The organism is Exiguobacterium sp. s128 (assembly GCF_018618815.1).
Lineage (GTDB): Bacteria > Bacillota > Bacilli > Exiguobacteriales > Exiguobacteriaceae > Exiguobacterium_A > Exiguobacterium_A antarcticum.
Window position 1 is genome coordinate 15,985 of the sequence record NZ_JACSMT010000034.1, and the last position, 13,282, is coordinate 29,266.

At 46.4% G+C, this 13,282-nt stretch carries 13 protein-coding genes; 10 read left to right on the forward strand and 3 right to left on the reverse strand.

The window, feature by feature from the left end; genetic code table 11:
- The first annotated feature begins 66 nt into the window (after positions 1-66).
- From KNQ13_RS11985 to KNQ13_RS12000, 4 genes are read left to right on the forward strand one after another with little or no spacing between them, the layout of a single operon-like run.
- Entirely contained in the window at positions 67-1,794 is a 1,728-nt protein-coding gene (locus tag KNQ13_RS11985; protein ID WP_014969646.1) for an ABC transporter ATP-binding protein, read from the forward strand.
- Positions 1,795-1,811: 17 nt separating this feature from the next.
- A complete protein-coding gene (locus KNQ13_RS11990) occupies positions 1,812-3,872 on the forward strand; it encodes an ABC transporter ATP-binding protein (RefSeq protein ID WP_209548398.1) in 2,061 nt (686 codons plus the stop codon).
- A gap of 59 nt (positions 3,873-3,931) precedes the next feature.
- Positions 3,932-4,246 carry a DUF1811 family protein gene (locus KNQ13_RS11995; RefSeq protein WP_026830942.1) on the forward strand — a complete coding sequence of 105 codons (315 nt, stop codon included), beginning with the start codon at positions 3,932-3,934 and terminating at the stop codon, positions 4,244-4,246.
- Positions 4,247-4,248: 2 nt separating this feature from the next.
- Entirely contained in the window at positions 4,249-4,533 is a 285-nt protein-coding gene (locus tag KNQ13_RS12000; RefSeq protein ID WP_014969649.1) for a YfhJ family protein, read from the forward strand.
- A gap of 52 nt (positions 4,534-4,585) precedes the next feature.
- Here the strand turns inward: KNQ13_RS12000 and KNQ13_RS12005 are convergent, their stop codons facing one another.
- Positions 4,586-5,569 (reverse strand): metal-dependent hydrolase, encoded by a 984-nt coding sequence (locus tag KNQ13_RS12005; protein ID WP_014969650.1) that lies wholly within the window; start codon positions 5,567-5,569, stop codon positions 4,586-4,588.
- 121 nt (positions 5,570-5,690) lie between these two features.
- Between KNQ13_RS12005 and mutY the strand changes: the two genes are divergently transcribed.
- The 4 genes from mutY (at position 5,691) to KNQ13_RS12025 (ending at position 9,631) form a co-directional block, all read left to right on the forward strand.
- A complete protein-coding gene (gene mutY, locus KNQ13_RS12010) occupies positions 5,691-6,704 on the forward strand; it encodes an A/G-specific adenine glycosylase (RefSeq protein ID WP_034774504.1) in 1,014 nt (337 codons plus the stop codon).
- A gap of 2 nt (positions 6,705-6,706) precedes the next feature.
- Entirely contained in the window at positions 6,707-7,132 is a 426-nt protein-coding gene (locus KNQ13_RS12015) for an SRPBCC family protein (RefSeq protein WP_014969652.1), read from the forward strand.
- A gap of 117 nt (positions 7,133-7,249) precedes the next feature.
- Complete coding sequence (gene ntdP / locus KNQ13_RS12020) at positions 7,250-7,792, forward strand: nucleoside tri-diphosphate phosphatase (RefSeq protein WP_014969653.1); 543 nt, start codon at positions 7,250-7,252, stop codon at positions 7,790-7,792.
- A gap of 42 nt (positions 7,793-7,834) precedes the next feature.
- A complete protein-coding gene (locus tag KNQ13_RS12025) occupies positions 7,835-9,631 on the forward strand; it encodes an ABC transporter ATP-binding protein (RefSeq protein ID WP_051590519.1) in 1,797 nt (598 codons plus the stop codon).
- 45 nt (positions 9,632-9,676) lie between these two features.
- Here KNQ13_RS12025 and KNQ13_RS12030 read toward each other — a convergent pair whose 3' ends face one another.
- Positions 9,677-10,975, reverse strand: coding sequence for a glutamate-1-semialdehyde 2,1-aminomutase (locus KNQ13_RS12030; protein ID WP_014969655.1), 1,299 nt, complete (start codon positions 10,973-10,975; stop codon positions 9,677-9,679).
- A gap of 174 nt (positions 10,976-11,149) precedes the next feature.
- Here KNQ13_RS12030 and perR point away from each other — a divergent pair, with 174 nt between their 5' ends.
- Positions 11,150-11,572, forward strand: a complete 423-nt coding sequence (perR, locus tag KNQ13_RS12035; RefSeq protein ID WP_251027441.1) for a peroxide-responsive transcriptional repressor PerR — start codon at positions 11,150-11,152, stop codon at positions 11,570-11,572.
- A gap of 14 nt (positions 11,573-11,586) precedes the next feature.
- On the opposite strand, the gene KNQ13_RS12040 is transcribed toward perR, so the two are convergent.
- Positions 11,587-11,949 (reverse strand): DUF2614 family zinc ribbon-containing protein, encoded by a 363-nt coding sequence (locus KNQ13_RS12040; RefSeq protein WP_012369565.1) that lies wholly within the window; start codon positions 11,947-11,949, stop codon positions 11,587-11,589.
- A gap of 141 nt (positions 11,950-12,090) precedes the next feature.
- Here KNQ13_RS12040 and KNQ13_RS12045 point away from each other — a divergent pair, with 141 nt between their 5' ends.
- A complete protein-coding gene (locus KNQ13_RS12045; RefSeq protein WP_026830946.1) occupies positions 12,091-12,960 on the forward strand; it encodes a nucleotidyltransferase-like protein in 870 nt (289 codons plus the stop codon).
- Positions 12,961-13,282 lie beyond the last annotated feature (322 nt).

Consider the following 13,282-nt stretch of genomic DNA (forward strand, 5'->3'; position numbering starts at 1 on the left):
GTGTGCCTTTTTTGCGTGCTTGGAAACTAGGTAACACCAATATGAACGACAAAGGAGAGAACGATCGTGCGACTATTTCGCCAACTCAGTTGGTTTTTGAAGGAACATAAAAAATCATATTTGATTGCCGTCGTCTTATTGATTGTGACGGGCTTCATCGACTTGACGCCCCCATGGCTGATCGGAAAAGTAATCGACGGATTACGTTCCGGTTCCATGGACCGGACGACTCTGATGCAATACGTCATCGGTCTGACTGTCATCTCGATCACGTCCTTTATCTTGACGTATTTATGGCTTGCGAAATTATTTGGAACGGCTTTTTTACTTGAACGCACATTGCGGAGCCAGTTTTTTACACATTTATTAAAACTGACGCCGACATTTTACCAACGGAATCGAACAGGGGATTTGATGGCGCTCGCGACCAATGACTTGAAGGCAGTCGAACGAACGGCTGGCTTTGGTGTCCTGACACTCGTCGATTCACTCAACATGACAGCGATTACGTTAGTCGTGATGGGGGTCGCGATTGATTGGAAACTGACGCTTGCGGCACTGTTGCCGATGCCGATTCTTGCCTATGCGATGAACAAACTTGGCAGTCAGATTCATGGGCGTTTCATGACGGCGCAGGATGCTTTTGGGACGATGAACGACCAAGTCGTGGAGTCGATTTCTGGTTTACGGGTCATCCGCTCATTTGTACAAGAAGATATCGATGTAAAAAAATTCGACCAAGTCACGACCGATGTTTTCGATAAAAACATGCATGTCGCAAAAATCGATGTCTTGTTTGAACCGATCATCAAATTATTAGTCGGGATCAGTTACTTGATTGGTTTATCGTTCGGGACGTACCTCGTCTTCACGAACGACATCACGCTCGGGCAACTCGTTGCCTTTAATATTTACCTCGGCATGTTGATTTGGCCGATGTACGCCTTTGGTGAATTGATCAACGTCATTCAGCGCGGGACAGCAAGCCTCGATCGGCTTCAATCGACGATGCGGGTCAAACCATTGATTACATCGACGCCGAACGTCGACATCGATGTCCCGGAAACGTTTGAACTGTCAGACTTGACGTTTACGTATCCGGAGACAAAACAACCGGCGTTACTGGGCGTGAACGTAACGGTTGAACAAGGGAAGACGATTGGGATCGTCGGTCCGACCGGTGCCGGGAAAACGACGCTCCTTCGTCAGTTCTTACGCGAATATCCGGTCGGGCGTGAGATGTTGAAAGTCAACGGGGTTCCGTATGAAGATGTGGCACTTGAAACGGTCCGAGGTTGGACAGGATATGTTTCGCAAGAACATCTGTTATTTTCAAAAACAGTTCGGGACAATATTCTGTTTGGTGCCGGAACGGCAACGGATGAGGAGCTGCACGAAGCAATTCGTCTTGCTTCATTTACGACGGATATCACGATGCTCGATCAAGGACTGGAGACACTGGTCGGGGAGCGCGGGGTCACGTTATCGGGAGGTCAGAAACAACGACTGTCGATTGCGCGGGCCATGTTGAAAAAACCGAAGTTATTGTTACTCGACGATTCGTTGTCAGCAGTTGATGCGAAAACGGAATCGCAAATCATCGATGCAATCCGCACGAACCGGGAACAGTCGACGACGTTGATTGTCGCCCACCGCTTATCCGCGGTTGCCCATGCGGATGAAATTCTTGTCTTACAAGACGGTCGAGTGACAGAACGTGGGACACACGAACAATTGATGGCACTCAAAGGCTGGTACGCTGAACAGTTTGAACGCCAAAGTGAAGAAACGTAAGTGAGGAGGTGTGAACCATGAATGAAGAAGAACTTTATGTATTAGATCCGGTTCGCCGGAAAACAACCATCCGCTCGCTCGTCCGGTATGCAATGCACGAGAAACGAGCGATCTTCTTAGGATTGTTTTTGTTGATTCTGGCAGTCGGAGCAGAACTGACCGGACCGTATATTGCTAAAGTCATCATTGATGAACATATTGTCGCAATCGAAAAAGATTGGGTCGAAGTGACGGAAGGAGGGGCCGTCGAGTATGCGGACCGACAGTTTGCGAAGACGGCTGATGTACCGGCGTCAGCAGTCTTGAGACCGATCGCGATCGTTCAATCGAAAGACGGCTATTATTTTGTTCCGGAAAAAGTCGTCAGTGGGGGGGAACGGAGTGTGACGGATGGAACGTTGACGGTCACACGTGGAACCGACACGTATCGTTACCCGGATGTCACGCAGCTGACGCAAGGTCAAGTGTATGATTTTTATGCCTCAGATCTGAAAGCAATTGGATGGTTGTCGTTGTTCTACATCATCTTACTGTTGCTTGCAGCAGGCTTAAACTGGATCCAACAGATTTTGCTTCAGCGTTCGGCCCATAAAATCGTCAAACGGATGCGGTTGGATGTATTTTCACATTTACAACGGTTGCCGGTCCGGTATTTTGATCAGACGCCAATCGGTAAAATCGTTAGTCGGGTGACCAATGATACGGAAACGATTCGTGATCTGTACCTCGGTGTGTTGGCACGCGTCTTTTCCGGACTCATCACGATGGCAGGAATCCTCGTGGCGATGTTTTTCCTTGATGTTCGTTTAGGGTTGGCCTCACTCGTCATCATTCCGATTGTCTACTTTTGGATTCAATTGTTCCAAAAACTAGCGACGGAAAACAACTTTAAGGTCCGATCACTTGTCGCCGATATGAACGGTCAATTAAATGAAAATATCCAAACGATGCCCATCATTCAAGCATATGCCCGGGAAAAAGAAGTCCTCGCGGAGTTTGAACAGAAAAACGAAGAAAACTATCAGACACGCTCGAAATTACTCCGACTGGAAGCGTTGATGTCGCATAACTTGTCATACTTCTTAAAAAACTTGACGCTCGCCTTATTGATTTGGGTCGTCGCCGGAAAAAGTTTGACGGACGGAACGTTTTTATCGCTTGGTATCCTATATGCCTACATCGATTATGTCTCCCGTCTATTTGAACCGGTCACTCAAATCATGAATCAGTTGTCCCCGCTTCAACAAGCCCTTGTCTCAGCAGACCGGATGTTCCAACTGCTGGATGAGAAGGGGGAAGATGTCGAAAAAGGACGTTTGCCGCGTTTTGCGGGTCGTGTCCAGTTCAAGCAAGTGGAATTCAGTTATGATCCCGGTCACCCGGTGTTGCAACAGATTGAGATCGAGGCGCGACCCGGTGCGACGATTGCTCTGGTCGGTCATACCGGCAGTGGGAAAAGTTCGATCATGAACCTGTTGATGCGTTTTTATGATCCGTCAGCAGGACAACTACTGATTGACGGACAAGATGTCACGACGTTGCCCAAACAAGCTGTCCGTGATCATATGGGGATCGTCTTACAAGATCCATTTTTATTCACGGGGACGATTCGGACGAACATCACGCTCGGTAATCCATCGATTTCGGACGAACGCATCCGGGAAGCGATCGTCGCGGTGGGTGCGGACCGATTCATCGACCGGCTCCCCAAAGGACTGGACCAACCGGTCATCGAAAAGGGAGCGACCTTGTCGGCCGGAGAACGGCAGTTGATCAGCTTTGCCCGTGCCCTGGCCTTCGACCCGGCAATTTTAGTGTTGGATGAAGCAACGGCCAGTGTCGATTCTGAGACGGAAGCGATGATTCAAGAAGCGTTGCTGACATTGACGAAAGGGCGGACGACGTTCATCATCGCCCACCGGCTATCAACGATCAAAGACGCGGATGAAATCATCGTCCTGGACCGCGGACAGATTGCTGAACGTGGGACACACGAAGAGTTATTAGGGAAACACCAGATTTATGCGAAAATGTATGCCTTACAAAGCAAACGGAATCTCGAACTGAAATCGAGCTAACAGGACCATTTTACTTCCTCTTTTCGTATATACTAATGACGAAGAGGGGGAGTTTTTTGATGGACACACGAATGAGTCAACTGTCGAAATATGAATTAGAGATGCTCGTGACGAAGTTGAACGAGCAAAAACGAAAAGCCGAGCAACATGGCAACATGAGTGAGGTTGAGGTCATCATCCGTAAAATCGCGATTGCCCAGAGTTATCTCGTCGATGCGAGTCGCTTCGAGACAGGACGGTTTTACCGGATTGATGGAGAAGAACTACGTTTCGAACTGCATTTCGTAAACGGGGTCATGGGCTGGGGACATTTTGAAGGGACAGTAAACGAAGTGGCGATTCCACTCGCCTTGATTCGAGAAGAGGAGGAATGACGATGGATCAAAATCGTTCAGAAGCACTAAAAGGACTGGCTGCAGAATTACAAAACGTCAACGAGACGTTGACACCACTCGAAGCTTTGACGTGGGTTGAAGTACTTTGGGAAGATTTCGAAGCGACACTTGCGCGGGCAGGAGAGAAATACCAAGGCGAAGCGGTTGCCGTTCGTTTCGTCCAACAACAAATCAAACAACACGGTGCGATGTTGCATCGTTTCAACACGACAAATGAAAAGTTCAAGCATCTGATGATTGGGCGCGACAGCCAGTCGTTCAACTAAATAAAGGACTCGCTCTTCGGAAGGATTTTTCCGAACAGAGCGAGTCCTTTATTCATAAGGCGGGAACAACTAGTTTTTTTTGTAACGTCCGTTCGCTGAAAACCCAACCCGTGTAAGAGCTGACGATTTGATGCGACGTCGCATCAATTCGGACGACCGCGACGAAGGGATACACTTCTTTCGTGAAATACCGTAAATTCGTGAAGCGATATTCGACGATGCCATCTTTTCGTGAAACGGTATACGTATGAATCTTCGAAAACTCAAGGAAAGCCTGCAAATCAGCGTTTTCTTTGACGAATTCATACAACTCGTCCCCATGAGGTTCCTCTTTGATGCGGAAGTTTCCGCACTCGACGACGTTTCCAGAATTGATTTTAACGACAGCATATTCGTTACGGAGGCGTGCCGCGACATGCCATTCATCCCATTTCATTCCGGGAGAAATAAACAATTTGTGGGCACCGCCGTAATAGCGGGCTGCCGTCGCTAGCGCATCATTCCGCAGTTTAAACTGGACGGCGTAGTAGATGATAACGATGGCGATCAGGATCGGAAAGATGACGATTGTCGCCCGGGTCAGTAACCAGATGCCAAACGCGCTATAATACATCGTGAACAGGTAGGGATCAAACGTATTGATGACGCCCCACCCAATCCAGGTTTTCTTGAACGGATGAAGTGCTTGTGTCCCGTAAGCATTAAACAGATCGACGAAGACATGAAGGGCGACAGCAATCTGTGCCATCAGCCATAATGAAGTAGGTGGAACACCAAACAAGGCGCCGATGACGATGGATAACAATAACGGCCAAGCGATCAAAGCAATCAATCCGTGTGATTTTCCACGGTGCTGTCTGAGATAGGCACTATTTCCTTTAAATTTAAATACAGTATCAAAGTCCGGAGCATGGGAACCGACCAGGGCCGTGGTTGTGACGGCGGCAAACAGCGTAGCGCTCGCGGCGACGTCAGGTTCAAGCGTAGAAATGGCGGCGAGGCAAAGTCCCATTCCGATATGCGTACCAGTATCCAATGCGAATTCGCTCCTCTATAAAAAATAATGAAAAAGTAATGAATCTCATTCATGATTTGAAAAATCAGTTACCTGCAAGTTGCATTTACTATAACGTATCAGACAGAAAAGAGGTAGAATTTTGACTCTCGTTAAAGAATATTTCACAAACTTCAATAAACAACATTTTACGACGGAACTGGTTCAATGGTTCTTACGTGAGCAACGACAATTGCCATGGCGGGAAACGAAAAACCCGTACCATATCTGGATCAGTGAAATCATGTTACAACAGACGCGGGTCGACACGGTAATTCCTTATTACCATCGTTTTACGGAACGTTTTCCGACACCACACGATTTAGCATCGGCCGATCAAAGTGAAGTCTTAAAATACTGGGAGGGTCTAGGGTACTATTCCCGAGTTAAGAATCTTCAAATCGCCGTTCAAGAAGTTGTTGAAAAATATGATGGAATCGTACCGGATGAGAAAGAACGATTTGAGAGTTTGCGTGGCGTGGGTCCTTACACGACAGGTGCCGTCCTTTCAATTGCGTACGGTCATCCGGAGCCGGCTGTCGACGGGAACGTCATGCGTGTATTATCCCGGGTTCTCGGGATTTATGACGACATCGCCGCACCAAAAACACGGAAAGTATTTGAAGCTGCTGTTCATGAATTAATTGACCATGCGGATCCGTCCAGCTTCAATCAAGGCTTGATGGAGCTTGGTGCGATGGTCTGTACACCAAAATCACCGATGTGTGGACTCTGTCCGGTCAACGATGTCTGTTTTGCCTATGACCGGTCCGTTCAAGCAGAGCTTCCTGTCAAAACAAAAAAAGGGAAGACACAGACAATTCAATATGATGCATTAGTGTATAAAGAAGACGGACGTGTGGCCGTCATGAAACGTCCGGATACTGGATTACTCGCAGGCATGTGGCAATATCCTTTAGTAGAGACGATGGACGACCAACCGGGAACGCTTGTCGGTAGTATTAAACATATCTTTTCACACCGGATTTGGGACATTACGGTTTACCGCGTCGAGACACAACCAACAGAAACTGTTTTGATGGACGAATCGACGTATGCCAAACAACCGATTTCTGTCGCGCAAATGAAAATTGATCGATTATTGAAAGGGGAATGAAGATGAAGCATTTTTTGACGGAAACGCGTGTGCCGACGACAAAGGACCAAGCCTGGTTATTTTTGAGCGATGCGAAAGCATTGACCGGTATGACGACTTTCCCAAAAGTACAAACGAGTGGCGATACGAGGACGTATGCCGGGAATACGATTCAGCTGAAGGTCGGTCTTCCGCCGATCTATGTGAAGTGGGATTCAATCATCCCGATGGTCGGCAGAGACGTGTTTGTCGACGTCGGAGTCAAGGTTCCGTTTCCGTTTTCGGTCTGGTGTCATACGCACCGTGTCGAGGAGCGGGTGGACGGTGTCTATATGGTGGATGATTTGATTTATAAATCGTATTTGCCGAAATGGTTCGTCGATCTCTTCATCCTGGGACCGATGTTCCGCCAACGGAAGCAAGCGATTTTACATCATTTTTCAAAATAAATACCAGTCATTTTCTTGAAAAAGTAGCCTTTCGTTTTTCATGTGTTCTGAAAATGGGTATAATAAGCACGAGAGTATAGAAAAAACTGAATAAAAAGCTTCAGAAAGGAGTAGCACATGAGTCGATTCCCAAAAGAAAGTAGCAAGATTGAGATTCAAAGTTTCAAACATAACGGCAGCTTACACAGAGTTTGGGAAGAAACGCTCGTGCTTAAATCGACGGAAGAAGAATTGATTGGATTCAATGACCGGATCATGGTCAGTGAATCGGATGGTCGTCAGTGGCGGACACGAGAACCCGCGATTTGTTATTTTTCGACAGAACTTTGGTTCAACGTAATTTGTATGATTCGCGAAGATGGAATCTACTATTACTGTAACTTAGGGTCACCTTCGACGTTTGATGAAAAGGATCGAGCAGTCAAGTACATTGATTATGATTTAGACATCAAAGTTTATCCAGACATGTCTTACATGATTTTGGATGAGGATGAGTACGAGAAACATCGCCGGGACATGAATTATCCGAAAGCGATTGATCGTATTCTCAAGGACAACGTCCAGATTTTGATTCAATGGATTCGGAGTCGCAAGGGTCCGTTTAATCCAGCATTCGTTGAAACGTGGTATCGTGAATACGAAACAAGATATCGGAGATGATGGTTCGCCATCGTCTTTTTTTAGTGGAAAGAAGGGAAACACATGAGTAGAAGTAGAAAAAAACAGATACCTTTAAAAGAAAGAGGTTCGATTCGGCGGTACATGGAATTCGTCAAACCCTATAAAAAGCAAATCCTTTTAACGGTGTTTGTCGGGATCATCAAGTTTTCGATTCCATTAGGGTTGCCACTGCTCTATAAATACATCATCGATAATCTTTTGGACGAAACGACGACGGTTCCATTGGCGGAACGCAGTAAAGAATTGGCCTATTTGATCGGAGCCGGATTCTTCGTCTTCCTTGTCGTTAAACCACCACTGGAATACATTCGGCAATACCTTGCTCAGTGGTCCGCATCGAAAATTCTATTTGATGTCCGAAATCGATTGTTTGATCATGTCCAGAAATTATCCTTACGATTTTATTCGAATTCCAAAACGGGGGAAGTCATCTCGCGGATCATCAATGACGTCGAACAGACAAAAGATTTTGTCGTGACCGGTTTGATGAACCTCTGGCTCGATATGATCACCATCTTGATTGCGATTGCCATCATGTGGACGATTGATCCCAAACTGACACTCGTTGCCATCATTCCGTTACCCTTTTACGCACTTGCCGTTAAATTCTTTTATGGGCGCCTTCGTAGTCTGACACGTGATCGTTCCGCGGCACTGGCCGAGTTGCAAGGACATTTGACAGAACGCGTCAACGGAATGGCCGTCATTCGGAGTTTTGCCCTCGAACCACATGAAAACCGGGCGTTCAAAAAACAAAATGATGGTTTTTTAAATGCCGCTTTACGGCAAACCAACTGGAATGCCCGAACGTACGTCGTCGTTTCGACGATTACCGACTTTGCACCGATTTTGATTTTTGGAGCAGCTGCCTTCCTTGTCTTGAATGGTCAAGAGTCCCTTGGGACGATGGTCGCCTTCATCGCCTATATTGATCGTCTGTACGCACCACTCGGCCGACTCGTCAACTCATCGACGACATTGACGCAATCGATTGCCTCGATGGACCGGATGTTTGAGTTTTTGGATGAACCGTATGACATTACAGAAAAAGCGACAGCTAAAAATCCGGGTGCTGTCAAAGGAAACGTCCAATTTGAAGATATCAGCTTTTCGTATGAAGAAGGGGGCGAACTGGCGATCAACCGGCTGACGCTAGATGTCCAAGCAGGTGAACGGATTGCCTTCGTCGGAATGTCGGGAGGCGGGAAATCGACACTCGTCAGTCTGATTCCCCGTTTTTATGATGTCTCATCCGGACGAATCACGCTTGACGGTGTCGACATCCGTGACTTGAAGTTGCGAGGACTGCGCGACCAAATCGGGATGGTCATGCAAGAATCGATTCTGTTTAGTGAATCGGTTGAAATGAATATCAAGATGGGGAATCCGGAGGCGACAGATGAACAGGTCATTGCTGCAGCCAAAGCCGCCAATGCCCATGAGTTCATCGAACGTTTGCAAGATGGCTATAAAACACCGGTCGGCGAACGGGGTGTCAAGTTATCGGGCGGACAAAAACAACGTCTCGCGATTGCTCGCGTGTTCCTCAAGAATCCACCGATTTTGATTTTGGACGAAGCAACGAGTGCGCTTGATCTAGAAAGCGAGTCCATGATCCAAGATTCATTGGCACGTCTTGCCAAAGGACGGACGACGTTTACCGTGGCCCACCGTCTTTCGACAATCACCGATGCCGATAAAATCGTCGTCATCGAAAATGGACAGATCACGGAAATGGGACGCCATGAAGAATTGATGCGTAAACGTGGCGCTTACTTCGAACTGTATGCGATTCAGAACTTAGAGCTCGTCGAATGAAAAAAAGGCTATTCCGAAAAAACGGAATAGCCTTTTTGTATTGGATTATAGTTGAGAAAAGGCACGATTCACGGCAACAATCGTCTCATCGATATCCGCTTCCGTATGAGCCGTCGTCAAGAACCACGCTTCATATTTCGAAGGGGCAAGATTGATGCCTTGTTCGAGCATTAATTTAAAGAAGCGGCCAAACAGTTCACTGTCAGCACGCTCAGCTCCTAAATAATCGACGACGGTCTCATTCGTGAAGTAGACCGTCAAGGCTCCTTTGAGACGGTTGATCGTAATCGTCACAGCATGCGTTTTGGCTGCTTCGAGGATACCTTGTTCGAGTTTTGCACCCAGTCGGTCGAATTCTTCGTAAACTCCGGGTTGTTCGAGTAATTCGAGGCAGGCGATTCCGGCTGCCATCGAAGCCGGATTTCCGGCCATCGTTCCTGCTTGATAGGCGGGACCAAGTGGGGCGACGTGTTCCATGATATCTTGACGCCCCCCATAGGCTCCAATCGGTAAGCCACCCCCGATGATTTTTCCGAGTGCCGTCATATCAGGACGGATGTTTAACAGTTCCTGTGCACTTCCATACATGAAACGGAACGCAGTGATGACTTCATCGTAGATGACGAGCGCACCATGTTCATGCGTAATGTCGTTGATGGCCTGAAGGAAACCGGGTTGTGGTTCGACGATTCCGAAATTGCCGACGATCGGTTCGACGAGGACACATGCGACTTGATCGCCCCACTCTGACATGATTTGACGATACGACTCAATGTCGTTGAACGGTGTCGTGATGACTTCTTTGGCTGTTGCTTTCGTCACACCCGCCGAGTCAGGCGAACCGAGTGTCGCCGGTCCACTTCCCGCTGCAATCAGCATCAAGTCGGAATGACCGTGGTAACAGCCACTGAACTTGACGACCAGTTCACGTCCGGTGTAGGCACGAGCGACACGAATCGTCGTCATGACGGCCTCCGTTCCGGAATTCGTGAATCGAACTTTTTCGAGTGAAGGAATTGCTTGCTGGAGCTTATGAGCGAAATCGATTTCTAAACGATGGGGTGTTCCATATAATAAACCGTTTCGTGACGCGTTTGTGATTGCTTCCGTGATATGTGGGTGACCATGACCGGTGATGATCGGACCATAAGCTGCTAAGTAATCGATATACCGATTGCCGTCGACATCGAAGAAGTAAGCCCCTTCACCACGTTCCATATACACCGGAGCGCCACCTCCGACTGCTTTATAAGAACGGGATGGGCTGTTCACACCACCGACGATACATTTTTGTGCCACTTCATATAACGCTTCAGAAGTTTTGCGACTTGTTTGAGTTGACATGAGGATTCCTCCAATCATTGATACGTGAAAAATATCACGATACGATTGTATCATGTCCGTCAAACGTGGAGCAGAGCCGTTGACGGAAAGAAAGAATGTAGGTAGACTAATTATAAAGATTACAATCTAATAATCAATGAAAGATAGAAATGAGGGGATGACGTGGCGAACGAAATGCTAGATGACGCAGTACGCTCTTTACGTGAATCAGGCGTTCGTATGACACCACAACGTCATGCGATTTTGGAATATTTAACGACGGGACATACACATCCGACAGCAGATGAAATTTATCGTGCGCTCGAACATCGTTTTCCAAATATGAGTGTGGCGACAGTTTATAATAACTTACGGGTATTCCGAGAAAAAGGAATCGTGGAAGAAATGAATTATGGAGATGCTTCGAGTCGCTTTGATTTCGTGACGACACGTCATTATCATATGATTTGTGAAGGTTGTGGAAAAATCGTCGACTTTAATTATCCGGTATTAGATGATGTGGAGACAGTTGCTGCGCACTTGACAGGATTTAAAGTAGATCGTCACCGTCTCGAAGTCTACGGGACTTGTCCCGATTGCCAATCGAACGTGCACTAAAAAACGAGCTTCCTTTAGCGGGGAGCTCGTTTACTGTGTTTATTGTATTTTTCATCAAATTCTTTTCCTTCGAGGTTTCGATCCATCGTCAATGGTTCGTCGCAATGCATACATAAATCAACCCGACCGAGAACTTTTGTTTCTTTCCCGCAGTTCGGACACGTGACGACTGCTGCTTTCGTCGACGTTAAACCAATCAAGAAATAGAGAGCTGTACTCGCTAGGACCATTACGAATCCGACGAGCATTAAAATGACCATGATGATTTCAAATTGTTTTAACAAAAGACCACCGTACATGACGAGCATTCCGCCAAACACTAAGAACATCGCTAAGTTACGGGCACGATTTATTTTGTTTTTACGTTGTTTTTTCACATGAATTCCCCCTGTAGCCAGTCTAGCATATTGTTGGAGCGAGTCTGAAGCAGGAACGATTGATTTTTTGTCGAAAATGGTAACGGACGAACGATCAAAAATCAGCAGGTCGAGTATGGAGTAGAGAAGGGTGAGAAGGAAATGGAGCAAGCAACACGAACGATCTATTCAGAATATGCCGCTTATCCGGACACACAAGGAATCATTTCTGTTGAAAAAAGACAGCCGCGGGACTCGTTGACCGATCAATTTGATGTCTTACTTTTAGTGATCACGCGAGACCCCTCCATTGAATGGACGGTCAAACATTATCGTCTGGATACATTACGAGTTTCATTACAACTCGTACACGAAGACGTGTTGTCGCGTTGGATGGTTTTAAATGCAAACCGACGGGCCGTGCATTGGATATCAGAAGGTTCGATTATCTTTGAACGAAATGACTATTTGACGAATTTGAAAAAGCAGTTATTAAATTTCCCGGAAACAGAACGGTGTTTACAGATGTCGTTATCATTCGCGAAATTGTTACGCCGTTTTCAAGATGGAAGAAACTTGTTCAGTCGTGGAAGTTATTACGATGCATATACACACGTCCACCATGCCCTGCATCATCTCGCCCGGTTATCTGTCTTGGAAAAAGGGGTACATCCGGAAGTCATCGTTTGGGAACAGGCACGGTTGGATGATCCGGATGTCTATAAGTTGTACGAACAATTATTATTAAGTGAAGAGACGCTAGAACAACGGATTCATCTTGCGTTGATTGGTTTAGAGCATTTGTTACAATCGAAAGTGTTGTCAGGTGGTAAGTATTTATTTGAGGTCATGCGAGAACGTGATCGTCCTTGGACGATGTATGAATTGATGGAGGAACAACGTCTGGAAGAATTAAAAGTCGACTTAAGTAGTCTGATTGATTTCTTTATCCGTAAAGGATTAGTTCGGATTTCTTATCAGCGAACAAAGGGATTAGGCGTTGAACTTGTAACGTATGAACCGGTCGTCTAATCGACCGGTTTTCACAATGAAAAAAGAAAAGATTAGGAAACCTATATATAGAAGGAAAAAATAATTCCCATTCTTTTTTAGAAAAATAGTTGACGTTGTTATCTCGAGATAGTATATTAATACATGTCGACAGGCGCATGCCGAAGACGCGATGAAAAACAATAAGGGAAAAACGATTGACGCATAAGTTGTTTCGTGATATCTTATTAAAGTCGCTGAAAACGACACGACGAACTTTGAAAACTGAACGATGAGGCAAAAAACGTATCTTCGGATACAAACAATGAATGAAGCGCAAGCTTCGTCAACGTGACTCCGGTCA